The organism is Legionella tucsonensis (genome assembly GCF_001468035.1).
GTDB lineage: Bacteria > Pseudomonadota > Gammaproteobacteria > Legionellales > Legionellaceae > Legionella > Legionella tucsonensis.
Genome location: NZ_LNZA01000001.1, coordinates 2,598,531 through 2,625,126 on the forward strand (window position 1 = coordinate 2,598,531; position 26,596 = coordinate 2,625,126).

The following is a 26,596-nucleotide window of genomic DNA, read 5'->3' on the forward strand; positions in this document are numbered from 1 at the left end:
GCGGGACATGCAAAGACACTCTAATAGGAAAATTTTGTCGCTCATTTCGTCCAACATTCAAGGAATAAGCATGAATCTTTCGTTTACTAAAACGCGTAGTACTATTGGGATATTGGCACAACCTGTGTCAGTAGAAGTACATTTATCAAATGGTTTGCCAAGCTTTACCATAGTAGGCCTTGCTGAAACCGCAGTGAAAGAAAGCAAGGATCGAGTCCGCTCTGCTATTATTAATAGTCAATTTGAATTTCCTTGCCGTAAAATTACAGTGAATTTGGGGCCTGCTGATTTACCTAAAACTGGAAGCGGTTTTGATTTACCAATCGCTCTTGGTATTCTAGCAGCTTCCAATCAAATTCCCCAAAACCAATTAACTAACCATGAGTTTATAGCAGAACTTGCTTTAAGTGGTGAACTTCGAGGTATTTCCGCAATTATTCCCGCAGTATTAGCAGCACATAAAGACCAAAGTTCACTTATCATTGCTACTGCGAATGCTCATGAAGCATCCTTAGCCGGTTATCAAAACATCTATAGCGCGAACAATTTGCGTGAAGTATGCAATTATCTTTGCCAAGGAACTTCATTATCCTCCTTACCACCCAAGCCGGAATCTTATTCAGTACAACACACAATAGACTGGTCTGATATCAAAGGACAGTTTCACGCGAAAAAAGCAATGGAAATTGCCGCGTGTGGCGGACACAGCATACTACTAAGCGGTACTCCTGGAAGCGGTAAGACCATGTTAGCGAAACGGTTTAATACACTTTTACCTCAATTATCTGAAAAAGAAGCTCTAGAATGTGTAGTCATCAATTCCATACGCGGTAAATTACCAGATTTTAGTGAATGGCGCTCCCCGCCTTTCCGCTCCCCACATCATACTGCCTCACCTGTATCTTTAGTTGGTGGAGGTAATCCTCCTAAACCAGGAGAAATTTCTCTGGCGCACCATGGAGTTTTGTTTCTTGATGAATTACCTGAGTTTAATCGGCAAGTTCTAGAAACGTTAAGGCAACCGCTTGAAGCAGGAACAATATGCATTTCAAGAGCTGCTGCACAAACAGAGTTCCCAGCTAAATTCCAGCTTATCGCAGCAATGAATCCTTGTCCATGTGGGCAATGGGGTAATCCTCAAGCAAACTGTTTATGCAGCCCAGATCGAATTAAGCGTTATCATGCCAAGATATCGGCCCCCCTGTTAGATCGTATTGACATGCATATCTCTGTGCAAGCGTTAACTCAGGAAGAGTTAATTGCCCCTAACATTAATCCCAATAAACAAAGTGATCTTATCCGGGAAAGAGTAATCAAAGTACGAACACTTCAATTGGAGCGGCAAAAGTGTCTTAATGCCTCTTTAAGCGTCAATAGTTGTGAAAAAGTTTGTGCATTAGGTATACAAGAGCAAAATTTTTTACGCCAGTCTACACTGCAACTCAAACTGTCTGCTCGAGGGTATCATCGCCTATTGAAAGTTGCGCGTACTATTGCGGATATAAGCGAAAGCAATCAGGTTTTTCAAACTCATTTACAACAGGCATTGTCCTTTAGACATACCTTGCGCACTCCTGGAAATCTATAATCCTACAGTGCCACATAAATACTATTGTATTTGAATTTAGGGTTATCCTAAATTCAAATACAAATTAAATAAACGAACAAGGTAATATATTATCGGGACAAACACGCCAAGTATAAAAATAATGATGATTACAGATATCGAATAATGTTTTATTCCATCACACAGGATTTCATTATTTCCATAGATTTTTTTTCTTTTGCCTAAAAAATAAATTAAAAGAATTAAACCATAAAAAAAACTGGAGAAGAAACTGATTCGTACCAATAAATCAGGCATATCTTGACTGTTCAAGTAGTCAATAGGGAGGTTGATAAGGAAAAGACATAAAAGCCAAAAAAACATTGTTTTTGCAGGATTTTTTTGCTCCTCCAAAGCAACAAACCAAGTAAGTATCATGGGAAAAATTAATAAAGAAAAATAATACATCCATCCAAAAGGACTCATAAATAACATCATAGCCAATGTGAGGCAAAAGGGCTGATGATTCATGGGCTTGCTTTCGGTTGGTCCCAGCTTTCTCCAATACCAAAGAAGCAAAATAACAAAGAGAACGCTATAAAATAAATTAATTGGTATTAAATATGACATATTAGGGAGTTTCTCCCCCCCAAAAAAGAGACGAAAAATGAAACCATAAATTGAGGCATTCCAATCATCGCCATACCAAAAAACATTATTCATCATTTTGAAATAGTGTTTATAAATCATTGGACCATGAAACAGAACAGGAAGAAATACAGCCATTAAGAGAGTAACTATCATCATTACAAGAACTCTCTTCCGGCCTTGTTTTAAAGCAAAGAAAAACAGCAATGCGGGAAACAATTTAATCGCGATAATAATGCCCCATAATATCCCTGCAATATAGTCGCGATGATTCAAATAAAAATAATAACCCAACATGATGAAGAACAATAAAATGCAGCCAAATTGCTGTGTTACAAAATTCATTAATGTCGGAAAAAATGCGAAATAAAGAAGGTATAAATTCACACGGTTTTTCTGTAAAAATTGGGTAGAAAAAGCGCAGCGAAATGTAATGGTTATACCAATTATTCCCAAAACAAGAGATAAACAAAACCAAACAATTAATGCATTGGAGAAACTGAGTCGTGCAAAAAAATTAAAGCCCCATAAAACGAAGGGTGGATTTAAATTGGCAGGCAGTATCTTTATGGAAGGCGAGTATGCAGTAAAAAAATTTCTATAAGGATTTTCGTCTTGCAGTAATGCCTGAGTCGAGTAATAGAAAGAAGAAAAATCAATCCGTTGATAATGCTTAAAAATGAAGAAGGTAAGCAAGCAATAGAAACTCAGGAGCATGAGAATGCATATTTGCTGATAGCGATGACTCATGGAGATATCCTTGGGCTTTTCTTGTATTAAATTGCGCACTTCCTTTGTGGATTAGAATACTACTCTTGGTTACATAAAGCATCAAAAATTGCCATACGGACAAACACACCGTTAGTAACTTGCTGTAATATAAAAGATTTTTTTCCATCTGCCACATCGCTGTCTATTTCAATACCGCGATTTATAGGTCCTGGATGCATCACCATTACATCAGAGTTAGTATAAGCCAGGTTTTCTTTTGTTAAAGCAAAATCACGACGATAAGAATCTAAATCTAAATGATCGGATTCCAATAAGCGCTCGCGTTGTACCCGCAAACAAATCACTACATCTGCATCAGTTAATCCATCACGTAAATCATGAGTTACTCGTCCATAATGCACTGTTTTTGGCTGCCAAAGTTCTGGCGCGACTAAAACAAGCTCACCCACTCCTAATTGTGCACAAATGCATTGAAATGAATTGGCTACTCGCGAATGCCGAATGTTTCCTAGAATTGCTATTTTTAATTGATCTAGCTGTGGTTTCTGTTCAAGGATCGTCATCATATCAAGCAAAGCTTGGCTGGGATGTGCATGGGTACCATCACCTGCGTTAATTATATGAGCATTCTCCCCAATTTGATTCGCCAAACTTTGCTGTAAACCCTCCTGCCTATGACGAATCACAAAATGTTGAATTCCCATGGCAGCAAGGTTACGGATTGTATCCTCTATAATTTCTCCTTTGGTTTCCGAAGAGCTTTGTAGATTCAAATTAATTACCGGCATAGATAAACGATTTGCAGCCAACTCAAAACTCACGCGAGTGCGAGTGCTGTTTTCATAAAACAAAGTCGCAACAGTATGTTGTGCATATGAAGGATAATGATTATGGCGTTTGAAATAAACTGCACGTTGCAGTAAAGACTCAATCTGTTGTCGTGCTAATTGACTAATTTCTAAAAAATGATTCATAAAACCCTTATCTTTAACTGAACCTCCAGGAGTTTAGGTGTATGTTTCCCATTTCGCTAGATTGAGCCCAAATGACGTGGTTTTCGAGCATCGAAGCACAGAAAATCAGGTCATTTGAGCCAAGGTAGTAGAATAGCACATACCCTATCCAGGATGTTGTAGCCATTGCTCCAGTATAACACACGCCGCTATACTATCTACCTCAGATTGTTTGATTTTACGATACCCACCTTGCGCAAATAATTGTTCTCTAGCCTCAACAGTTGAGAGTCGCTCATCAACTAGATGTACTGGCAAAGAAAATCGTTTACGTAATTCTTTGGCAAACCGCCGTGCAGCAGAAGTTGTATACAATTCACTGCCATCAATACAAGTGGGAATACCAACTATTAATGCTTGAGGTAACCATTCAGCAATAACTTTAGCTACTGCATTCCAATCAGGGATACCCACTCGAGCACTAAGAGTTGCAAGAGGAGAAGCACTGCATGTGAGTTGCTGACCAACTGCAACACCAATGCGTTTATAACCAAAATCAAAACCTATATAAACAGGACTAGGCATGGCCAATATTTGAACTAAGTTGACTCATTTTGATCCCCATAGTGGATCCCGCATACTCCCAACGATCTTCGAAGGGTACCTCATACAGAATCTCTGAGCGATATGGGCAAATTAACCAAGTATTTTCGAGAATTTCTTTTTCTAATTGTTTCTCTACCCATCCAGCATAGCCTAAAGTAATTAAAACATCTTTAGGACCTTTATCTTCTGCAATGGCGCGAATAATATCATTTGATGTAGTCACCGTCACCTCATCTTGCAGAAACAAACTGGAACGCCAATCTCCAAATTGTTTATGGATAACAAACCCTCTCTCAGGTTGTACCGGGCCACCAAACATTAAAGGTAAACGGCTTTGCTCCATACGAACTGGCTCAATATGAAGTTGCTCAAAAACAATTGACAAAGGAAATTGCATCGGACGATTTATAATTAAACCCACTGAACCTTGCTCATGGTGTTCGCAAATATAAATAACGGTTCTTTCAAAATTAGGATCATTGAGGGAAGGCATTGCAATCAGCAAGTGATTAGCTAATGAGCTTATAATTGCCATGAGCCCTCCTGAAAGGTCAGTTATTTATTAGTATCTACTATATTAATTATATACCATAAACAAATTGTTTAATTTTTAATCTTTTTAAAGATCACGTTCAACTGAAACCTTTACATAAAGTGTTGCTTGCTGAGAGAATGGTCTTCCTGCTGTATAAGATACGGACGTAGAATCAGTATCCTGTGTTCCCTCAGCAGTTCCCAGAGAAACCCACTTATTCAATGGAACCATTAAAGTAGTATCTATATTTTGATTATCAAATTGTTGTCCTCCCGCAGGATCTTGTTGTTCACGTACTCGACGCAGTTTTAATTCGACCTTTGAACCGCGCATGATGGGTTGCACCAATAAACCATTTTTGATCTGATGCTGTTGGTAAGCGATTCCTGTCGTAAAAATTCCTGCACCTACTGAAGTGATGATGGGTACTTCTTCATCGGTAGATACGAAAGCAGATTCGCCGCTCATTACTTTAACGGATTGTGAGCGTTTTACTTCAGCTGGAGATTTGGTACTGTAGCTTACGGAATTTTCATTTTGTGCACTGAGCCAATCCGGGTCACCTTGATAAATAGAAATTTTAAATGTTACTGGAGGTACATCAATTTGGTGTATTACAGTTCTGATTTGGGTAAGTGTTTCCGGCGAAACCTGAACTACTAAAGTTTCTCCAGAACCGCTTATTTTTTCTCCAGTTTGCAATAAAGGTTGTATTAATTGGATAACTTTTTGGACTGGAACATAGCGCAACTCAATTACTTTTGTGATTGTTTGGGAAAATACAGTACTTGATAACAACAATAATCCTATGAGGCAAAATCGCTGCATCCTGAGCTCCTTGTTCCTGTTCTCTAGATCAATTGAAGAAGAATTTATAATGGTAAACCCCGATATTTTTAATTGTAGATCAATATGCAGAATTCATGGAGTAAATTGAAAATATTTTTATTTTTAACCTCGAAAAATCAAAGAATAAAACGAAAAAATCTTTGAACTCTGATTCAATAGTTTTGTTCCTGAAAAAGTTTGGGTATACTTCTCGAAAATTTGCTTAAGAGATGCAAACACCATGGGTAGCATATTTAATATATTTGGTCCTTCACCGATAAGACCGATAGAACAACACATGCGTAAAGTACATCAATGTGCCAAACAACTCTACCCATTTTTTGAGGTGGTCTTAAAAAAAGACTGGTCTACTGCTAATAAAATAGCAGAAAAAATAATTTCTCTAAAAAAAGAAGCCGATTTAATCAAGCGGGATCTACGTCTTCATTTACCTACCGGTCTCTTTCTTCCTGTTTCTCGCACTGACTTGCTTGAAGTTCTCAGTGCCCAAAATCTCATTGCAAAAAGAACGAAAGGCATCGCCAAACTCATCATAAGTAGACAAATGATCATTCCAGAATCACTCGTTCCAGTTTTTATGCCTTTTTTAAGTCGTTGTCTGGATGCTTCAAAGCAAGCGTGTAAAGCAATCAATGAATTGGATGAATTGCTTGAGGCAGGCTTCAGAGGATCCGAAGTTAAAATCGTTGAAGAAATGATCTTAACACTTTATGAGATTGAACATGACAGCGATGAACGCCTAACGGAGATCAGGCATCTTATTTTTGAAATCGAAAAAGATTTATCTGCAATTGATGCAATGTTTCTCTATGAATTGGTCCAATTGATTGATGATTTAGCCGATGGAGCTCAGCATGTGGGTAGTCGTCTTCAAATTCTAATAGCACGGTAGTCAACTTCAATGGATTATTCAATTATATATCTTATTGCGGCAGTTATTTTGTGTTTTCTGATGACTTGGGGGGTTGGCGCTAATGATTTAGCTAATGTCATGAGCACTACTATGGGCTCAAAAGCAGTTACTGCCAAACAAGCAATGCTGATCGCCATAATTTTTGAATTTGCTGGTGCCTTTTTAGGAGGAACTGGCGTTACAGAAACAATGCGCGATGGGATTATTAACTCCAGTGAGCTCTCTGGGCAACCACTTATTCTTATTGAAGGAATGCTGGGTGTTTTATTAGCTTGCACTATTTGGATGAATCTCGCAAGTTACCTTGGAGTTCCTGTTTCTATTACTAATGCTTTAGTAGGTTCAATGGTAGGATTTGGCACCATGGTACTAGGCCCGCAAGCAATTCATTGGAATCAAGTAAGCCGCATTGCTGTAAGCTGGGTTACCTCGCCAATGATTGCAGGGATCACCGCTTACATATTATTTATCAGTATCCAACAAACCATTTTTGTCAAAAGTAATCCACTAACTAAAGCTAAATTATATATCCCGATTTACCTTTTTCTCATTGGCTCTATTTTGTCATTTATCACCGTATTTAAGGGACTCCATCATTTTCACATTCATCTCAATTTCAAACAGAATCTGGCAGTTACTCTGGCAACCAGTATTATTATTACAATTATAGGAATGATAATTATTAAACGAATCCCAGAACACCATAGGATAAGACGCAGAGAACGATTTATCCAGGTTGAAAAATATTTTGCTGTGCTCATGGCGATGACCGCATGTGCAATGGCTTTTGCACATGGTTCGAATGACGTAGCCTTAGCCGTTGGACCACTTTCAATTATTTACAGCTTGATCATGAATTCTCATCAAGTATTTGATGCCAATAATTATCCAGCCTGGATCATATTATTAGGCTGTATTGGCGTAGTAACAGGTTTGCTTATGTATGGTAGAAAAGTGATTGAAACTGTAGGCAGTGCCATCACTGCACTTACTCCTAGCCGCGCCTTCGCTGCCACTCTTTCTGCCGCAACAACTGTCGTTGTAGCAACAAGTACAGGTATTCCAGTTTCAGCGACACAAACATTGGTTGGTGCAGTTCTTGGGGTAGGTTTAGCACGAGGTATTGGAGCATTAAATCTGATTGTAATTCGCAACATCTTTATGTCCTGGATACTGACATTACCTGCTGCTTCTCTCTTAACAATTTTAGCATACAAATTGTTGCATTTTTTTATAGGCTAGGTAGCAATAGATTACATTTTTTGATGCGTGTTTCTGCCTGGGTTCCGCTATGCGTCACCCAGGTACCTAAAATTAAAACTCTTCCCAGATTTCATCTTTCTTGTTTTCATAATCTTTATTATCACGCATCAAGAAAATACGCTTGTGTTTGTTAATTTCTTTTATTTGCGATGCGGATTTATTATGAGTGGCATCAAATTCAAATAAAAATTTATCATAGGGACTTACATAAGCTTTATCTATATCGTCTGAATTCATAATCAATCCAAAATAACTATAATTTAAGCTAGGTATTTTATAGCTTTTTCAGCTAAGTTACCATTATCCTAGAAAAAGTAGTTAAACCTCTCGCTAACTAAAAATTAGGAGCTAAAGATGAGTTTAAAAAAAGCAGAGTTACATGTCCATTTGGAAGGAACCATCACGCCCAAATTAGCTGCAAAACTGGCTGCGCGTAATAAATTAGTTCTACCTAAGGGCCTTGTCGCTCCAGATGAGAAAAGTTATTTATCCAAAGACTTTCTCGATTTTTTAAAAGTTTATGATACGCTTGCATCGGTGATTAGGTATCCTCAAGATTATTATGATATTACCTTAGACTATTTACGAGCTCGCGCCCAAGAAGACACGATTTATGTGGAGATGATGTATTCACCTGATCATGCTGAACTCTCTAGTAAAATTCCCTCTGCAGAACATTTGACCGCAATTCAACAAGCAATTGACGATGCCGAAGAACAATTTAATATAGTAGGACGTATTATAATTACTGCAGTTCGTCATTTTGGCGTTCAAGCAGTAGAACATGTTGCGCAACAAACTCATAAAGATAGGTTTCCATGTGTCACAGGCTTTGGTTTAGGCGGTGATGAAGCAAAGTTTCCTCCGAAACTTTTCAATAAAGCATATCACATTGCAGCCGATGCGGGCTTACAATGTACCGTACATGCAGGTGAATTTGCTCCTGCAAGCGGAATGGTTGAAGCAATGGAGAATCTTCCAATCCAACGTATAGGTCATGGAGTTAATTCAATTTATTCACCAGAAACAATGACCATGGTAAAAGAGAGAGGGATTACTTTAGAAGTTTGTCCTTCAAGCAATATCTTTTTGGGTCTATTCAAAGATATGAATGAACATCCCTTCCCTAAATTTTATGATGCAGGCATCAAGATCAGCATCAGTTCAGATGATCCGCCATTTATGAACACCACACTGGGTCAAGAATATCAACGTGTACAAAAATCTTATAACTACAGTGATGACACAATGAATAAAATCACACATATGGCTATAGAGGCTGCTTTTGTTGATGAAAAAACCAAGGCAGGACTATTGGCAAGAATTTAATTCACTTCATGGTATCAAATTTAAATTTGAACGCAGCCTTAAAATTTCGTTCAATGTATTTGCATAAAGCGCAGTGCGATGCTCTAAAGCTAATCATTTCGGTGCAGTTCACCCAATAATTGCTCTATATAGCGTCTGCACGTCAGAGGCTTATGCAAAAAATTAATAATACGACGCGTACCCCCAGTTCCGGTAATGCATACCATGCCGTAGTTAAAAATACTGCCCAAGATCGATTGACGAATATCTATTGCTTCAATTTTACTTAATGGAATATCTATCGTTTGCCTTACAATAACTCCAGTGCGGATAATAACCTGATTTTTCTTGATCGTGATTGAAGAAAAATAATACGTCATCCAAGTCATTCCAACCCATAGCAAAGCTAAAGCAGCCAAGCCATAACCAATTTTTTGTAAAATATCCATTTCTACAAAAGAAACGATTGCCAAAGCACCACATAAGGCAAGAACTGGCCAAAGAAATATTATCCAATGCATTCGCGTAAAAAAAATAACATTACTGTCGTATGGCTTCTCAAACATGGATTCACCTATAATCCTGAATTATCTACTAAAAAATTATAATATTGCATTTAGCCTGAATTTGCTATTCTATACTTCGTATGAAGTATATACTACCTCTCTTAAATTTTTTTTAGAATCGAAAAATGCGCTCAATCAGTCGTTGCCTTAATAAACAGCTTGCAGACCTATGCAAACGTTCTGTTCAATTGGAAGAGCTTACAAATAAAATCAAGCTTATTCTTCCTGAAGCTTTAGCAAATGAATGTCAGGTAGCGAGTTTTAATAAAGGTTGTTTGTTATTAACAACTGCTGATGCTGCCTGGGCATCGCAAATTCGTTATGCGATTCCTGAACTGCGTGATAAATTACGGAAAGAAGCAGGTATGTATCAACTTTCTTCAATTAAAGTGATTGTGATTGAACCCCAAATTCAATATGAAAAGCCACGACATCCTCAAAAACATAGATTATCAAAAAAAGCTAAAGCGATCATTATTAGTGAAAGTCAAAGTTGCACTTACGAACCATTACAAAAAGCATTATTGCATTTGGCTGATAGTGATGATTAAACAGATAAGTTGAGAAAGTAGAATTCAAGACCATTTTATGCCCTACTTTCAGTTCTCTCCATACATAAAATATAATTTAAAAATAAATGAGCGGTTCATTTCACTTTAGTGCTATTGCAAAACGACGTGCTACCCATTCTGAACCAAGATAAGTAAAACAATCTTGCAAGTAGTCATTCAACTCTTCCTCTTCCATCAAATGTTCTTGACCAATCGGCTCAACATCATGATGAAAATAAGTATCAAAATAACGTGTTGAAAAATCAACATAATCTCGTGTATGAAGAATAAAGGAATGCCATAGAGCATCAAGAATGAGTAATGGACCAAAAAGATATGTTTTTTTTCCTTGTTTTTTCCTTTGTGCATTTAGCCACATCCAGGACAATAAATCCGCAAATAAGATCTGACTTTCTTGCTCAGAAAACTCAGGATGATGACAGCGAAAATGACTTAGTACTGCTTTATTTTTATAATCAAGCAAAGCGGATAAATTGATCATCCGCAACATGCCTTTTTAGTAATCGGTTTTTGTATTACATAACGTACAATACGGCAGATCATTTCTTCTTTAGTCATTATTATCTCCACGACAGTGATAAATAAACGGCGCAGAAAGTCTAACAAATGCTCACAATGGAAGCAATTTAATTTTACTTCGATACAAATCGTTCAAGCTCAATGCTGAATATTCAGGATGAGCGCTTAATTACCAGATCACACAACGATTTTTATTCACCATCGGACTGTCATTCGGAATGTGGAAGGCCTCCTGAAATTGAGGAATATTAGCCAAACTTCCATTCACTCGATATTGGGCTGGAGGATGGGGATCAGTAGTTACCTGATTACGCAGTTGTTGTGGTCGAATGTTCATTGCCCAAACATGCGCTGTTGCTATAAAAAATTGTTGGTCCGGTGTCAAACCATCAATTGTAGGTGCATTTTTATATGCATCAGAATGCTGGAAGGCTCTGTAGGCAAGAGTGATACCTCCCAAATCAGCAGTGGCCTCTCCTACAACCAATTTTCCTTGTACATGCAAGCCATCATCTACAACATATTGCGAAAATTGATTAACAATACATTGTGTTGCAGCCTTGAATTTTTCTAAATCACTTGGTGTCCACCAATTCTTTAAATTACCATGACCATCAAATTGCGCACCCTGATCATCAAATCCATGAGTCATTTCATGTCCCATTACAAAACCAATTGCTCCATAATTTAAAGCAGCAGGGGCATTAGGATCAAAAAATGGCGATTGCAGAATGCCCGCCGGAATATTTAAATTATTCATTGAGGGATCATAATATGCATTAATCGTTTGTGGTGTCATGACCCATTCAGTTCTATCAATAGGTTTACCAATTTTATTCAGATCTCGTTGGGTTAAAAATTCATTGGCCCGAATTACATTTAATACATATGGCCCTCGATTTACTATCAGTTTAGAATAATCCCACCACTTAGAAGGATAACCAACCCGCTCTTCCATCAAGTCAAGTTTTTTCAATGCAGCCTTACGTGTAGCAGGAGTCATCCATGATAAAGTATTGATGTCTTCACGTAAAACTTCGCGAATATTTTTGAGTATATCCAAAGCTTGTTTTTTATCTTCTGGAGAGAAATAACGTTCTACATACATTTTACCAATAGCAAAACCTAAAGCACCATTTTCTGTACCAACAACCCGTTTCCATCGAGGTAATATTTTCTCGGCACCAGTCAAGGCTGCTACCATTTTAAAATTTTGATCGACAAAAGGCTTAGATAAGTACGAAGCAAACGCATCAATTAAATGCCAACGCAAGTAAGTTTTCCAATCCTCTAAAGAAACAGTTTTTAATTGTTTGTTCATGTCCTTAAAAAATTCGGGCATTGCTAAATTCATACTTTTTATTTGAGCTTTCCCCATCGCCGAAAAATATGCAGGCCAAGAAAAATCGGGAGTTATTTGGGCAAGTTGTGCTCTATCCATAATGTGATATATTGCATGGGGATCACGTTGCTCTACCTGAGACATAGAAACCTTTGCCAGTTGTGTTTCTAATTTCATTACAGTATTGGCTTCGGTTGATGCTTTATCTGGAGAGTCACCTAATAACTCAAACATTTTAGCAATATGTTTGATATATTCCTCGCGAATTTGTTTAAATTTAGCATCATCTTTTAGATAATAATCGCGGTCAGGTAAACCTAATCCACCCTGCATGGCTGCAGCGATCATCTCTTCACTATTTTTAAAATCTTGCATGCTTCCAAAATTAAAGAAGACTCCCACTCCTATTTGATGCAAATGTGCTATTTCACTTTGCAGATCCGTTAAATTCTTTAAATCGTTAATGCGATCAAATTCAGGCTGTAATGGTTTAATACCTAGTTGGTTGATGCTGGTTTCATCCATACCACTATAATAAAAGTCACCAACTTTTTGTTCCATGCTACCTGGTTTTGCTTTGGTATTTTTTGATGCATTGATTAGCATTTGGTGAATAATATCTTTGACTTTCTCATTGATAAGATTAAAGCTTCCCCAACTTGAGTAATCAGGAGGAATGGGGTTGTTTTTTTGCCAGTTGCCGACCGCATAAGAATAAAAATTCTTACTCGGTGAAATATTGGTATCCAACCAATTCAAATGAAGTGGTTGCTGTTCTGTTATTTTTGGTTCAGCGTTCGCAGAATATATTGATGAGCTGCATAACAGGACAAAAGCAAAAAGTCTACAATTAAGTTTCATGCCACAACTCTCCTTTGCTAATCATTTATGTTAATTCGCGAAGAATCTAAAATAAACCTAGCAGGTGGAGGCAAAAACCATAACCAGAAACCTGTGCGGCTCGGGTTTTCCTGGGTCATGATTCATCTTCACCTTACACTTGTGCACAATTAGCGAAAAGCCTATGTGACCAAGAGACAGGTCGCTCCCAGGCTACATTTCTACGCTTCGACAGGATAAAACTCAGTTTGCATTGCAGGGAGATATTCTTCTGTATCAAAATAAGTATATTCCCAAGCGTCTTGTCTTACCATTAATTCACGTAATAATCTGTTATTCAGTTCATGCCCTGACTTATAACCTTCGAATGCGCCAATCAAACTAGAACCTAACAGATACAGGTCACCAATTGCATCCAATACCTTATGAGAAACAAATTCTGATTCAAAACGAAGTCCATCATCGTTGAGAACACGGTAGTCATCAACAACAATGGCATTATCCAAACTTCCGCCTTTTGCCAAATCACATTCCCTTAATTTTTCATAATCGGAGAGAAAGCCAAATGTACGTGCTCGGCAAACCTCTTTGACATAAGAAGTTGTAGAAAAGTCAAAACTTACTGTTTGTGGTTTATCATTAAAAGCTGGATGGTCAAAATCAATGGTAAAGGTAATTTTATACCCATTATAAGGATAAAATTGAACAAATTTCCCATTGTCTTCTACACGAATAGGCTTAAGAATACGTATGTACTTTTTGGGTGCATTTTGCTCGCGTATGCCTGCTGATTGAATCAGGAAAACAAAAGGAGCCGCGCTACCATCCATAATTGGCAACTCCGGAGCATTCACATCAATGTAAGCATTATCGATACCCAAACCGGCCAACGCAGAGAGTAAATGTTCCACGGTTGCGATTTTAACAGGCCCATGATGTAATGTGGTACATAACATAGTGTCGCCCACATTCTCATATGAGGCGGGTATTTCTACTACAGGTGAAAGATCTACTCTTCTAAAAACTATACCTGTATTCACGGGGGCAGGTCTCAAGGTTAAAAGCACTTTTTCACCGGAATGCAATCCAACACCAGTTGCCTGGATCACCTTTTTAGGAGTTCTTTGTTGTGTCATTCAGTGCTCACCTTATTCCTCATCATTTTTTAATTTGCACGCAAAACTTCGTGATCGTATCAATATTTTAATATTTAGTCTAATTATTTTTGTATCAAAAACTTAAATTTCCCTTCCTCTGCACCCCCGAAGAGAAAGGAACAGAGCATTTATGTCTCTTCTTGACGACGTAAAAACGCGGGGATATCAAGATAATCCACATCTGGAATACTCTCACCATTTTGCTTTATAGCAGAGGGCATACTTGCTTGAGCTTGTTTGCGGACAAAGGCTGGTCTCTCTAACTGCTGATAATCCAATGATCCATCATTACGAGTTGTCTCAATCAAACGTGCGCGATGAGCGTGTTGTGGTTGTGCTTGCTGATGACGTTGTCTTCCATCACCCAGACCTGTAACAATAACAGTTACACGCATTTCATCAGTCATTTCCGGATCGATTACTGTTCCTACTACTACAGTTGCATCATCAGAAATAAACTCTTTGACTACATCTCCTACTTCCTCAAACTCACCAATTGACATATCAAGGCCGGCGGTAATATTGACTAAGATTCCACGTGCACCTGAAAAATTTACATCCTCCAATAGTGGAGATGCAATTGCGGCTTCGGCAGCTTGACGTGCTCTTTGTTCACCCACAGCGCTACCCGTGCCCATCATAGCCATACCCATTTCTGACATTACGGTCCGTACGTCTGCAAAATCTACGTTGATCAAACCTGGGCGGGTAATTAAATCAGAGATCCCTTTAACTGCACCAAGTAAAACATTATTTGCTGCCTTGAATGCATTAAGAAGACTAATGTTTTTCCCTAAAACACTGAGTAATTTATTGTTAGGAATTGTGATCAATGAATCAACATGTTCTGCTAAACGACGAATTCCCTCCTCAGCTGCTAATGCCCGTTGCTTGCCTTCAAATGAAAATGGCTTAGTGACAACAGCTACGGTTAGAATACCTAATTCTTTAGCAATTTCCGCAAAAACAGGCGCAGCGCCAGTTCCAGTTCCGCCACCCATTCCTGCAGTAATAAACACCATATCCGCTCCGCTTAAGATTTCGCGTATATGGTCTCTGTCTTCTTCAGCTGCTTCACGACCTATTTGCGGATTTGCACCAGCACCTAAGCCTTTAGTTAGCTCATCACCCAGTTGAATGTGTATTTTCGCATTTGAGCCTTTTAATGCCTGCGCATCAGTATTAGCACAGATAAATTCAACTCCATCAATATTTTCTGCAACCATATGCTCGACAGCATTACCACCACCACCGCCAACACCAACTACCTTAATCACTGCATTATTATTATGGTGTTGGCCTTCCATTAATTCAAACATAACCCTGCTCCCCTCATATGTTTAATCTTTTAATAAAAAACCGGCAGTAAACTTTTAGTTGAATCGATTGCCAGTTTTTATTTTTAAACGTTATTTGTAACCTAAAAATTACCTTGGAACCATTCTTTCATACGTGCCCACAAACCCTGGGTATTATCATTCATCTTAGGCACATTATAGTTTGACTCATACTGTTGTTGATAACCTTGCAACAACAATCCTACGCCTGTAGCAAATGAAGGATTCTCAGTTGCTTCGGCCAATCCAGAAACATAATGGGCACAACCTTTTCTTACTGGCATTTCAAAGCAAAGTTCTGCAAGTTCAATACCCCCTCTAACATTGGCAGCACCACCAGTTAGAACAATACCTGCAGCCATTCTATCTTCAAAACCACTACGTCGTAATTCATTACGCACTAAAGTAAATAGCTCTTCATATCGCGCAGCGACAACATCAGATAAAGCTTTAGCTGATATTTTTCTTCCTGGTCTATCATTAACACTAGTCACTTCCAACATCTGATCTGAATTGGCTAATTCGGTCAATGCAAATGCGTGACTTAGTTTAATGGATTCTGCCGCTTTCGTGGGTGTGCGTAAAGCCATAGCGATATCATTAGTTACTTGATCTCCTGCAATAGGAATTACGGCTGTATGCTGAATTGCACCTTCACAAAATATCGCAATATCTGTGGTACCACCGCCAATATCAATCAGGCAAACACCCAGATCTTTCTCATCTTCGGTCAAAACTGCATGACTTGAAGCAAGTTGCTCAAGAATGATGTCATTTACTTCTAAACCACAACGACGCACACATTTAACTATATTTTGTGCAGCGCTTACTGAACCGGTGACAATATGTACACGCGACTCAAGTCGTACTCCCGCCATTCCTATAGGTTCACGGATGCTACCTTGTTGATCGATGATAAATTCTTGAGGTAAAACGTGTAGAATTTTTTGATCTGCAGGAATTGCTACTGCTTTTGCAGCATCAATTACACGTTCTACATCAGCCTGCGATACTTCTTTATCGCGAATGGCAACAATACCATGTGAGTTTAAGCTACGAATATGGCTGCCAGCAATACCTGCATACACAGTTCTCACCTCACAACCAGCCATAAGCTCAGCCTCCTGGACAGCGCGTTGAATGGAATTCACAGTGGCTTCTATATCAACAACAACACCACGTTTTAAACCACGAGAGGGATGACGACCTATACCGATAATATCTATTGCACCATCAGAGGTAACTTCTCCAATTAATGCAATTACTTTTGAAGTTCCTATGTCCAATCCAGTGATAATATCTTTTTCTATTTTTTTTGCCATTATCGTTCCGTTTGTTGTTTCCACTGCACCGCCATACCACGTGGATAACGCAGATCCACGCTAGACAATTGCTCAATTTTTTCTGCAAATACTGCAGGGTATGCTTTACAAAAACGTAGCAATCGTTCTTCTAACTCTTTCTTTCCTAGATATATCTTTATGCCAGCGCCTAAAAGCAATACCCAAGATTGATTTTCTCTTAGATGCAGTCCAGTTGCATTTAAACCATACATTGACAATATCTTACTCAATTTTTCGTAAACTTGTAAGACTTCTGCTTGTTGCGATAATGGTCCTTTTAATCGTGGTAAGTTTAGATCCTCTGGTACAGCACCCTCATTAAATAAACTACCATCCTCAGTCATCAGAGCATTTTCCCAAATCGCAATTGGTTTTTTTTCAACGAGCCTTATTTTCAATGTATTTGGCCAAACACGCTCTACGGTAGCAGTGTCGGTCCAGTTCATCTCGTTTAATTCATTCTCTAATGCTCTTACCGATAAAGTAAAAAAGCTATTACTCAAGTATTTTGATAGTACAGCTTCCAATTCTTTATGTGTAACATGCTCATAATTTGCAGCAACTTTGATTGTGGTAACTGGAAATCGCTCCACATCAGACAAATAATAATAACCTAATCGGCAAATTAAGAATATGGCGCTTATGGTTAGTACCAATAACCAACAGATATATCGCAAATTCCTGGAATCAACATCCCTATTTTTATTCATGGTGTTCACAGATAATTGGTTACTAAATGTCGCCGGCAATTCTGATGTACTGTTGCAATACGGATCAACTCGTCCAGTAACTCAGGATAAGATAAACCACTTGCCTGCCATAGCTTTGGATACATGCTAATCGAAGTAAATCCAGGTAAGGTATTTACTTCATTAAAATAAATCGTTTCGGTTTTGTCATTAACAAAAAAGTCAATACGTGCCATACCCTTACATTTTAATCGGATAAAAATATCTGCGGCTGCCTTTTTTAATTGCTCATACAATGTCTGACTTATAGGAGCTGGTATGATCAGATCTGTTTGTCCACTCTCTAAGTATTTCGCTGAATAAGAATAAAAGCCATCGGGATGATTAACACGTATTTCACCAGCAATGCTGACTCTCGGCTCTCCCGAAGGTACAACACTCTCCAATACTGACAACTCAATTTCTCGTCCAGAAATAAATGATTCAATCAAAATCTCTTCGTCATAACGTAATGCATCATCGACTGCTACTAACAATTCAGCCATATTCTTTGCTTTATGTATACCTACACTGGAACCCATCGCACACGGTTTAACAAATAAAGGCCAACCAAATTCTTCTGCAACTTCTTGACAAAAACGTTGTCTTTCAGTTGATAGAGTATGCCATGACAAAAGCTTATAGCTCGCTGACTTTAACCCATTGACGCACGCAATGCGTCTTGCCATATCTTTATCCATTCCAATGGACGATGAAAGGACATCACAACCAACATAAGCAACACCTGATAATTCAAGCATTCCTTGCAAACATCCATCTTCATATAAAGGGCCGTGAACTACAGGAAAAACCACATCAGCATCCACAGATAAACGTCCATCAAGAAATAAACCCGACATTGGTTTTGAGTGCTCTGTGACTACTGGAAGTTTTTCTTTGTAAGCGAGTAAATCCTGATATTGATGAAGATGAAATAATCCGTCTTTATCCATCGCTACAGGGATAATGTTATATTGTTTCGCATCTAAATGTGCAAGAACAGAAGCAGCTGAAATTAATGAGATTTCATGTTCTCCTGATTTTCCACCATAAAGGAGAACTAGATTGAGTGGCTTAGACATTAACGGTCTCCGATTATATGAACTTCGCGCATCAACTCAATTGTTGTCTGCTCACGAACTTTAGTTTGTACTAAATGTATCAATGCTTCAATATCTGCAGCAGTTGCTGAGCCTTGATGATTGATAATAAAATTTGCATGCTTCTGAGAAACCACTGCACCTCCGATATTGAAACCTTTTAATCCACAAGACTCAATAAGCCGAGCTGCAAAATTTCCTGGAGGATTTCGAAACACTGACCCACAATTGTATTCGTTAGTTGGTTGCGTATTTGCCCGATGAGCCAACAAATCTTTTATAACCTGTAATGAAGTTTCTTTATCACCAGGATTTAGTTTAAATGTGGCTGAAATAAACCATTCGTCAAGAGGTCCCGAAACATGTCGATACGCTACCTCGTATTCCTCGGGTTTACGAATTTTTATTTCACCACCTCGAGTCATGGTCTGCAGTTCAACTACAAACTGCCAGGTTTCACCACCATGACAACCGGCATTCATTCGCAATGCACCTCCCATGGTTCCAGGAATTCCTGCCCAAAACTCGCCGCCAGACAAGTCATTGCGCGCACAAAAACGAGCCATACTCGCACAAGATACCCCAGCTTCGACTTTAACAGTCTGCATGTCTAAGAGCGTCATTTCTTTTAGGCATCCTTGAGTAAGAATCACTGTTCCTGAAAAACCACCATCACGAATCAAAGAATTGGAACCCAATCCCAACCACAATAAAGCCTCTGTTTCAGGAAGCTGACGAAGAAATAAGGCGAGATCAGCAATACTTTTGGGCTTATATAGCCTGGCAGCAGGCCCCCCAACACGCCAGGTTGTATATTCCGCCAAAGACTCATTATGAAATAAATTGCCTTGAAATTCGGCTACAAGGCCACAATCATTCTCAGTTGGACTCATGTTGCCCTCACAATTCTTTCATTAAGTTCACAGCAATTTGACCAATACTCCCAGCACCTTGCATCAAAATCACATCGCCATCTTTAATCAACTGATTCAGCTTTGCTTTAAGTGATTGTTCATTTACAAGAGTTACTTTTCTATCTTTACCTCTAATTTTTTGCGCCAGACTCTCACTAGTTATCCCTGGAATCTCAGGTTCCCCTGCAGAATAAATATCAAACAAGAACAATTCATCGGCAAGACTTAACACATCAACAAATTGATCTTGTAAGGATTGAGTTCTTGTATATCTATGTGGTTGAAAGACGTGAACAAGACGTTTATTTGGCCAAACATGTCGAAACGCATCGATAGTTGAGAGAATTTCTTGAGGATGATGACCATAATCATCGACGATAAGAGCCGAACCATTATCAAATTTCTTCTCGCCCAACATTTGGAAACGACGACCTACTCCCTGGAATTTTGCCAAGGCACGTATAATTGAAGCGTCATCCACACCTAATTGTGTCGCAATCGCTATAGAAGCCAAGGCATTTAACACATTGTGACGGCCTGGGTATTGAAATTGAATGTTTAATGATGAATACGGTACAGGACGTACTACCGTAAATTCACTGATTAGTTCATTTTGCGTCCAATTAATTGCTCGGTAATGAGCCTCTTCAGAAAACCCGTAAGTTAATGTAGGTCTTTCAATAGCTGGAACGATCTTGCGCACCTCTGAGTCATCAATACATACCACTGCCAAACCATAAAAAGGTAAGTGGTGTAAAAACTCAAGAAAAGTTGTTCTTAATTTATCGAAATCATTCTCATAGTTGTCCATATGATCTGCATCAATATTGGTCACTATAGCCATCATAGGTTTTAAGAACAGAAATGACGCATCACTTTCATCAGCCTCAACAACAAAATATGGAGATTGACCAAGTTGAGCATTAATACCTAGACTATTCAATTTTCCACCGATCACAAAACTTGGATCTAATCCACCTTCAGCCAAAAGACTACTTACCAGGCTTGTTGTTGTCGTTTTGCCATGAGTTCCGGCCACAGCAATGCCATGGCGAAAGCGCATGAGTTCAGCAAGCATCACTGCTCGTGGGAGTACTGGAATCATTTGTTCGCGAGCGGCCACAATTTCGGGATTATTCATACCAACCGCTGAAGAACGAACTACAACATCAGCACCTTTTATATGTTCCGCTTTATGCCCCATATAAACAGGAATTCCTAAAGATTTTAACCTTTGTACCGTGCTGCCCTCACCTAAATCAGAACCTGTAATACGATATCCTTGGTAATGTAATACTTCAGCAATACCACACATGCCTACACCACCAATTCCAACAAAATGTATTTGTTCTACACAACCCATCCTTGAAGATATAAATTGTCCTGAATTACCCACAAATGCCCCCTTATGCTGCCAGAGACCCTAATCCCAAGGCCTGCCAACGATTTTCATGATCAATGCGCAATAATAACGCAATTACAACACAATTGATAACCATACTTGCACCGCCATAACTCATTAAGGGTAAAGTTAATCCTTTTGTCGGTAATAATCCCGAATTAACTCCCATGTTTATAGCAGCTTGTAACCCCAACCAAAATGTCAAGCCATAAGCAGTGTATGAGGCAAATAACCTCTCCTGAATATAAGCGTTATACGCAATAATCAAACCTCTAATAACCAATATACTGTATAGAGTCATGACCATTAAAATACCTACCAAACCTAATTCTTCTGCCAATACAGCAAATAAAAAGTCAGTATGGGCTTCTGGTAAATAGAGCAATTTCTGAATACTTTCTCCCAAACCTGACCCAAACCACCCTCCTCGACCAAATGCAATCAAGGATTGAGTCAACTGATATCCACTATTATATTGATCAGCCCAAGGATCTAAAAAAGCAGTCAAGCGAGCAACCCGATAAGGGGATGAAACCGCCAAAAATGCCAGTGCTCCCATGACTACAATCATCAATCCTACATAATAGCGTAATTTTACACCAGCTAAAAACAGCATGGCCATAACAGTACCTGAAATTACCACCGTAGCCCCAAAATCAGGCTCAAGTAATAACAAAAAAGATACAACTCCTAAAATTACCATAGGCTTAATAAAGCCCAAAATACTGTTACTCACTGCTTCTTGTTGACGTACTAAATAACCCGAAAGATAAAAAATCATCGTGAGCTTGGCTAGTTCGGATACTTGGATGCCTATTGGTCCCAAAGCTAACCATCGTCGACTTCCATTGACTGCTCGACCTACTCCTGGGATTAATACAATAAGCAGCATCAAAATACAAATTAACAACATCGGCATGCTGATACGTTGCCATATACTGCTATCCGTCCTGATCACAATAAGAGCAATCATTAAACCCACAAATAAATAACATGCTTGGCGAATTAAAAAATGGAACGGTTGATGAAAGTATTTGGTAGAGATCATGACCGAACTTGAAGCCACCATCATGAGTCCGATAATAAGCAAACCAATGACCACACTAATTAACCATTTATCATAAAGTGAAATAGGTCTACTGACAGGTTTGCCTCTTTGATTCACATGTCTTGGCCGCATCAATTACAATCCATTCACTAATGAAGCAAACGATTCGCCGCGATGATTAAAATCACGGAACATATCCAAACTGGCACATGCTGGAGACAATAAAACAACATCCCCTGGTTTTGCCTGTGACTTCGCTATGACTACTGCATTATCCAATGAGGGCGCACGCGCTATAGGCACTACACTAGCTAATGCAGCTTCTATCTTATCAGCATCTTCACCAATTAAAACAATGGATCTTACATAATCAGTTATAGATTGAGCCAATTCGCTAAAATCAGCCCCCTTTCCTTGCCCACCTGCAATAAGTACAATTTTTCCTTGCATAGAACCCCCTATTCCATTAATTGCAGAAATCGTTGCACCAATATTCGTCCCTTTAGAATCATTAATCCAATCAACACCATCAAGAGTTCGCACCCATTGACAACGATGCGGCAAACCCGTGAATGAAGTCAATATACTTATGATGTGTTGTTGTGAAATACCTGCAGCATCAGCTAAAGCGGAAGCAGCAAGAGCATTAAGCCAATTATGAACTCCTTTGATCAATACAGAATCGACGGGCAAAATACAAGTATTTCCCTTTGCCAAGTATATTTGGTCATTTTGAGTGATCAACCCCCAATTGTTTTTTTCCGGAGCATCAATACCAAAAGAAATACAATTAACCTCTGCAGTTGGAACAGTATAAGAATCATCGCGATTAAATAATGCAATCTGTGCCTTATCATATATTCGTTGTTTGGCTTGTGTATAAGCATCCATAGTATGATGTCTGTCCAAATGGTCGGGAGTCACATTGAGAATGGTCGCAGCAATTGGAGTTAAAGAATAAGTTAAATCCAATTGAAAGCTGGATAACTCCAAAACCCATAAATCATACTGATGCTCATCATGAAGCATATCGAGAACTGGTGTTCCTATATTTCCAGCCACAGCAACTTTATATCCCGCTGCCTTAGCCATTTCTCCTACTAACGTAGTAACTGTTGATTTGCCATTGGTTCCTGTAATTGCGATCACAGGAGCATGAATCTCTCGAGCCAAACATTCTATATCCCCATATACAGCAATACCCATTTGCATTGCCTTTTTTAAAAAAAGGGTATCCAAAGGCAAGCCTGGGCTAGCAATGATATCTGACAATTGGTTTATTATGTCATCAGGAATATGCTGGGTATAAACACGGACATTCGGAAATTCTTTTGTAAATTCGGTTACACTCTGAGCTTGTGCGCGTGTATCAAAAGCAATAAAGGGTTTATTTTTACTATGTAAATATCGCGCTACCGATACCCCAGTTTTACCCAAACCTGCAACTAAATACAAAGGAGGATTCATGAGTGCACCTTTTTATCGAAGTTTTAAAGTAGCTAATCCGCATAACACAAAAACAACAGTAATAATCCAGAATCTGACAATTATTTTAGGTTCTGACCATCCTTTTAATTCGAAATGGTGATGTAAAGGCGCCATTCGGAATAAGCGTTTACCATGAGTGTACTTAAAATAACCCACCTGCAAAATAACTGAAATTGTCTCAATAACGAATAAACCACCCATCATTAATAAAACCAATTCCTCTCTGATAACCACAGCGACAATACCTAAAGCTGCCCCTAAAGCTAAAGATCCCACATCGCCCATAAACAGTTGTGCAGGATAGCTATTGTACCAAAGAAAGCCAAGCCCTGCGCCAACAATGGAAGAACAAAAGATCGTCAGTTCCCCTGTATTAGGGACGTAAGGTATACCCAGATAAGGGGCATAAACTGCGTTGCTGGAAGCATAAGCAAAAATACCTAAGGCACCTGCAACCATGACTATAGGCATAATAGCCAACCCATCTAATCCATCTGTCAAATTCACTGCATTCGAACTTCCGACAATTACAAAATAACCCAAAATAGGAAATAAAATACCTAAACCTATAGTCAGGGATTTAAAAAAAGGTACAGTCAGCTGGGTGTGGACAGGTAGGGTAGCATGCATATATAAATAAATTACAGCAATAAGCGCAATGACTGATTGCCAAAAATATTTCCAGCGGGCAGGTAATCCTTTACTGTTTTTTAATACCAGTTTGCGGTAATCATCAACCCAACCCACTACCCCATTAGCGAGAGTAACCAAAAGAACAAGCCATAAACTGGACTGTTGTAAATCACCCCAGAGCAAACAACTCACAGTGATTGCTAACAAAATTAAGACCCCTCCCATAGTTGGGGTTCCTGCCTTGGATAAATGTGTTTGGGGACCGTCATCTCGTACCATCTGGCCAATCTGCAAACCTCGCAACCAGCGAATCATTACCGGACCACACAGTAACCCTACAAGAAGAGCAGTTAATGAAGCCAAAATGGATCTGAAAGTTAGATATTGGAAAACTCTTAACGCATGATATTGCCCTTGAAATAGCTGCGTTAGCCAGTAGAGCATAATTATTCCTCTTGTTACCCCTCTTATGGGTTTGTTTTAAATAATGCCCAACAGGATAATGGGCCAAAAAAGCGGCCAAGCATACCATAAATCAATATACCATTCAGCATCATACAAAAAAATTTCTTTAGCTCTTAATTCGATTATTGGTTGCCACATAGATCAGACATACTGAGGCTCCATTCAGTCTATATCAGTTGATGCACAATTTTTTCCATTGCACTGGATCGAGAGCCTTTTACCAAAACAACAGTATTCGGTGATAACTTTTCCAGCAGGTTATGCACCAGTTGTTCTTGGTTAGTAAAATGCTCACCGCCAATACCAAATGACTCAGCAGCCAATTTACTATTGGAACCACAGCTGAGTAAATGATCAATCCCCAAGCGACGTGCTGCAAATCCAACTTCCTGATGGTGCTGAGCCGCCCAAATACCCAACTCACCCATGTCCCCAAAAACAAAGATCTTTTTCCCAGGGCGTTCTGCCAACACCTCTAAAGCAGCTAAAACAGAGCGTAAATTTGCATTGTAAGTATCATCGATCACAATAGATTTATTTTTGCCCTCAAGAACGGTTAAACGTCCTTTTACACCGCCAAAGCAATTTAGCCCATGTTGAATTTCTTTTATGGAAATGCCTACAGCATGGCAACACGCTGCTGCAGCCAAAGCATTGCGAACATTATGTAACCCAGGAACTTTTAAATGGATATCCGCTTGTCCGTTAGGTACGATTAAAGAAAATTGACCACAGCCATTAGCATCCAGCACCACATCTTGGGCATAAATATCTGCAATATGATCTAAAGAAAAGCGAAGTACTTTTTTTTCAATCAACAACTCATCCCAAAAATGAGCATAAGCATCATCATCATTGACTACTGCAATGCCAGCAAGAGATAAACCCTGATGTATTTCTCCTTTAGCACGAGCGACACCATCTATAGAACCAAAACCTTCAACATGTGCTGGAGCAATGTTATTAATTAAGGTAACGTCAGGATGGACAACTGCAACAGTATGCGCGATTTCGCCTGGATGATTTGCTCCCAACTCAAAAACTGCATAACGATGCTTGCTATTCAATTGTAAAATGCTTAATGGAGCACCAATATGATTATTTAAATTTCCTTTGGTCGCATGGGAAGGAGCCGGTAAAATAGCAGCGATCATTTCTTTGGTTGTTGTTTTTCCATTGGATCCAGTTAGTGCGATGACAGGGCAATGTATATTGTGTCGATGCGCTGCTGCTATTTTGGCTAAGGCTTGTATCGGATCCGGAACAACAAATTGTGGTATATGTACTCCATCTATAGCATAACTCACTACTGCAGCTACTGCGCCCTGTGTTTCTGCTTCCTTAATAAAATCATGCCCATCAAAGCGTTCACCGCGTATGGCAATAAACAAACTACCTGGTTTTAGTTCACGGCTATCAGTACAAATACTAGTAAGTTCAGCATTGATCTGACAAGGTTGGGCAAGTAATGCAGCAACAGTGTTTAGGTTCATAGTATTAAGACATGTCCAAAAGTCTAGTGTACTAACACTTGAGCATAGAGTTCAAGAGGGTAATTGCAGCAAAAACAATCCCCCTTATCTTCATAGCCTTTTAAACAAGGAGGAAGAAGAGGATTCAATTTTTTCCTTAGGAAAAAACTAAAATAATAGAGCATCTTGCATACCTGTAGATTTTGCTTTAGTGCAAAGCACAGCAATAAAGTAAAAGATGCAGGTTTTGCAAGAGTTCTAATAAATTGTAGCCGGGTGAACCCCATGATATGAATGAGTCCATATACGGTTTTCAG

The 26,596-nt window shown here is 38.9% G+C and carries 25 protein-coding genes; 5 read left to right on the top strand and 20 right to left on the bottom strand.

Features of this window, described 5'->3' with window-relative positions; translation table 11 throughout:
- Positions 1-70 precede the first annotated feature (70 nt).
- Positions 71-1,588: a YifB family Mg chelatase-like AAA ATPase gene (locus Ltuc_RS11495; protein WP_058521392.1), complete on the top strand. Its 1,518-nt coding sequence runs from the start codon at positions 71-73 to the stop codon at positions 1,586-1,588.
- Positions 1,589-1,630: 42 nt separating this feature from the next.
- Here Ltuc_RS11495 and Ltuc_RS11500 read toward each other — a convergent pair whose 3' ends face one another.
- The 5 genes from Ltuc_RS11500 to Ltuc_RS11520 form a co-directional block, all read right to left on the bottom strand.
- Positions 1,631-2,944, bottom strand: coding sequence for a glycosyltransferase family 87 protein (locus tag Ltuc_RS11500; protein ID WP_058521393.1), 1,314 nt, complete (start codon positions 2,942-2,944; stop codon positions 1,631-1,633).
- Between the two features lie 59 nt (positions 2,945-3,003).
- The gene (locus tag Ltuc_RS11505) at positions 3,004-3,900 is read right to left on the bottom strand and encodes an aspartate carbamoyltransferase catalytic subunit (RefSeq protein ID WP_058521394.1); all 897 of its coding nucleotides are present in this window, start codon (positions 3,898-3,900) and stop codon (positions 3,004-3,006) included.
- Between the two features lie 144 nt (positions 3,901-4,044).
- On the bottom strand, positions 4,045-4,464 hold the full coding sequence (ruvX, locus tag Ltuc_RS11510) for a Holliday junction resolvase RuvX (protein ID WP_058521395.1): 420 nt from the start codon (positions 4,462-4,464) through the stop codon (positions 4,045-4,047).
- Positions 4,457-5,020, bottom strand: coding sequence for a YqgE/AlgH family protein (locus tag Ltuc_RS11515; protein WP_058521396.1), 564 nt, complete (start codon positions 5,018-5,020; stop codon positions 4,457-4,459). Before Ltuc_RS11515 ends, ruvX begins: the two co-directional genes overlap by 8 nt.
- A gap of 84 nt (positions 5,021-5,104) precedes the next feature.
- The gene (locus Ltuc_RS11520) at positions 5,105-5,848 is read right to left on the bottom strand and encodes a type II/III secretion system protein (RefSeq protein ID WP_058521397.1); all 744 of its coding nucleotides are present in this window, start codon (positions 5,846-5,848) and stop codon (positions 5,105-5,107) included.
- A gap of 241 nt (positions 5,849-6,089) precedes the next feature.
- On the opposite strand from Ltuc_RS11520, the gene Ltuc_RS11525 reads away from it, so the two are divergent.
- Together Ltuc_RS11525 and Ltuc_RS11530 are read left to right on the top strand one after the other, a co-directional pair.
- Positions 6,090-6,761: a TIGR00153 family protein gene (locus tag Ltuc_RS11525; protein WP_058521398.1), complete on the top strand. Its 672-nt coding sequence runs from the start codon at positions 6,090-6,092 to the stop codon at positions 6,759-6,761.
- 9 nt (positions 6,762-6,770) lie between these two features.
- Positions 6,771-8,024 carry an inorganic phosphate transporter gene (locus Ltuc_RS11530; RefSeq protein ID WP_058521399.1) on the top strand — a complete coding sequence of 418 codons (1,254 nt, stop codon included), beginning with the start codon at positions 6,771-6,773 and terminating at the stop codon, positions 8,022-8,024.
- A 72-nt stretch (positions 8,025-8,096) separates the two neighbouring features.
- On the opposite strand, the gene Ltuc_RS11535 is transcribed toward Ltuc_RS11530, so the two are convergent.
- Positions 8,097-8,282 (bottom strand): CBU_0585 family protein, encoded by a 186-nt coding sequence (locus Ltuc_RS11535; RefSeq protein WP_058521400.1) that lies wholly within the window; start codon positions 8,280-8,282, stop codon positions 8,097-8,099.
- A 117-nt stretch (positions 8,283-8,399) separates the two neighbouring features.
- Here Ltuc_RS11535 and Ltuc_RS11540 point away from each other — a divergent pair, with 117 nt between their 5' ends.
- Entirely contained in the window at positions 8,400-9,374 is a 975-nt protein-coding gene (locus Ltuc_RS11540; protein WP_058521401.1) for an adenosine deaminase, read from the top strand.
- An 89-nt stretch (positions 9,375-9,463) separates the two neighbouring features.
- Here Ltuc_RS11540 and Ltuc_RS11545 read toward each other — a convergent pair whose 3' ends face one another.
- Positions 9,464-9,919: a PH domain-containing protein gene (locus Ltuc_RS11545; RefSeq protein WP_058521402.1), complete on the bottom strand. Its 456-nt coding sequence runs from the start codon at positions 9,917-9,919 to the stop codon at positions 9,464-9,466.
- Positions 9,920-10,044: 125 nt separating this feature from the next.
- Between Ltuc_RS11545 and Ltuc_RS11550 the strand changes: the two genes are divergently transcribed.
- Positions 10,045-10,470: a DciA family protein gene (locus Ltuc_RS11550; protein WP_058521403.1), complete on the top strand. Its 426-nt coding sequence runs from the start codon at positions 10,045-10,047 to the stop codon at positions 10,468-10,470.
- Between the two features lie 100 nt (positions 10,471-10,570).
- On the opposite strand, the gene Ltuc_RS11555 is transcribed toward Ltuc_RS11550, so the two are convergent.
- The 13 genes from Ltuc_RS11555 to Ltuc_RS11615 form a co-directional block, all read right to left on the bottom strand.
- Positions 10,571-10,972: a glycine-rich domain-containing protein gene (locus Ltuc_RS11555; RefSeq protein WP_133138301.1), complete on the bottom strand. Its 402-nt coding sequence runs from the start codon at positions 10,970-10,972 to the stop codon at positions 10,571-10,573.
- 207 nt (positions 10,973-11,179) lie between these two features.
- Entirely contained in the window at positions 11,180-13,213 is a 2,034-nt protein-coding gene (locus tag Ltuc_RS11560) for a M13 family metallopeptidase (RefSeq protein WP_058521405.1), read from the bottom strand.
- A gap of 200 nt (positions 13,214-13,413) precedes the next feature.
- Entirely contained in the window at positions 13,414-14,328 is a 915-nt protein-coding gene (lpxC, locus tag Ltuc_RS11565) for a UDP-3-O-acyl-N-acetylglucosamine deacetylase (RefSeq protein ID WP_058458664.1), read from the bottom strand.
- Positions 14,329-14,477: 149 nt separating this feature from the next.
- Positions 14,478-15,668 carry a cell division protein FtsZ gene (ftsZ, locus tag Ltuc_RS11570; protein WP_058521406.1) on the bottom strand — a complete coding sequence of 397 codons (1,191 nt, stop codon included), beginning with the start codon at positions 15,666-15,668 and terminating at the stop codon, positions 14,478-14,480.
- A 101-nt stretch (positions 15,669-15,769) separates the two neighbouring features.
- Positions 15,770-17,008: a cell division protein FtsA gene (gene ftsA / locus Ltuc_RS11575; RefSeq protein WP_058521407.1), complete on the bottom strand. Its 1,239-nt coding sequence runs from the start codon at positions 17,006-17,008 to the stop codon at positions 15,770-15,772.
- Positions 17,008-17,739, bottom strand: coding sequence for a cell division protein FtsQ/DivIB (locus tag Ltuc_RS11580; protein WP_058521408.1), 732 nt, complete (start codon positions 17,737-17,739; stop codon positions 17,008-17,010). The genes ftsA and Ltuc_RS11580 overlap by 1 nt, the downstream gene beginning before the upstream one ends.
- Before the next feature lie 5 nt (positions 17,740-17,744).
- The gene (locus tag Ltuc_RS11585; protein ID WP_058521409.1) at positions 17,745-18,839 is read right to left on the bottom strand and encodes a D-alanine--D-alanine ligase family protein; all 1,095 of its coding nucleotides are present in this window, start codon (positions 18,837-18,839) and stop codon (positions 17,745-17,747) included.
- Positions 18,839-19,750, bottom strand: a complete 912-nt coding sequence (gene murB / locus Ltuc_RS11590; RefSeq protein WP_058521410.1) for a UDP-N-acetylmuramate dehydrogenase — start codon at positions 19,748-19,750, stop codon at positions 18,839-18,841. Before murB ends, Ltuc_RS11585 begins: the two co-directional genes overlap by 1 nt.
- A gap of 7 nt (positions 19,751-19,757) precedes the next feature.
- The gene (gene murC / locus Ltuc_RS11595; RefSeq protein WP_058521411.1) at positions 19,758-21,167 is read right to left on the bottom strand and encodes a UDP-N-acetylmuramate--L-alanine ligase; all 1,410 of its coding nucleotides are present in this window, start codon (positions 21,165-21,167) and stop codon (positions 19,758-19,760) included.
- 10 nt (positions 21,168-21,177) lie between these two features.
- Positions 21,178-22,353 carry a putative lipid II flippase FtsW gene (ftsW, locus tag Ltuc_RS15460; RefSeq protein ID WP_058521412.1) on the bottom strand — a complete coding sequence of 392 codons (1,176 nt, stop codon included), beginning with the start codon at positions 22,351-22,353 and terminating at the stop codon, positions 21,178-21,180.
- Positions 22,354-22,356: 3 nt separating this feature from the next.
- The gene (murD, locus tag Ltuc_RS15465) at positions 22,357-23,688 is read right to left on the bottom strand and encodes a UDP-N-acetylmuramoyl-L-alanine--D-glutamate ligase (protein WP_058521413.1); all 1,332 of its coding nucleotides are present in this window, start codon (positions 23,686-23,688) and stop codon (positions 22,357-22,359) included.
- Between the two features lie 12 nt (positions 23,689-23,700).
- The gene (gene mraY / locus Ltuc_RS11610; protein ID WP_058521414.1) at positions 23,701-24,786 is read right to left on the bottom strand and encodes a phospho-N-acetylmuramoyl-pentapeptide-transferase; all 1,086 of its coding nucleotides are present in this window, start codon (positions 24,784-24,786) and stop codon (positions 23,701-23,703) included.
- Between the two features lie 188 nt (positions 24,787-24,974).
- Positions 24,975-26,300: a UDP-N-acetylmuramoyl-tripeptide--D-alanyl-D-alanine ligase gene (locus tag Ltuc_RS11615; protein WP_058521415.1), complete on the bottom strand. Its 1,326-nt coding sequence runs from the start codon at positions 26,298-26,300 to the stop codon at positions 24,975-24,977.
- Between the last annotated feature and the right edge of the window lie 296 nt (positions 26,301-26,596).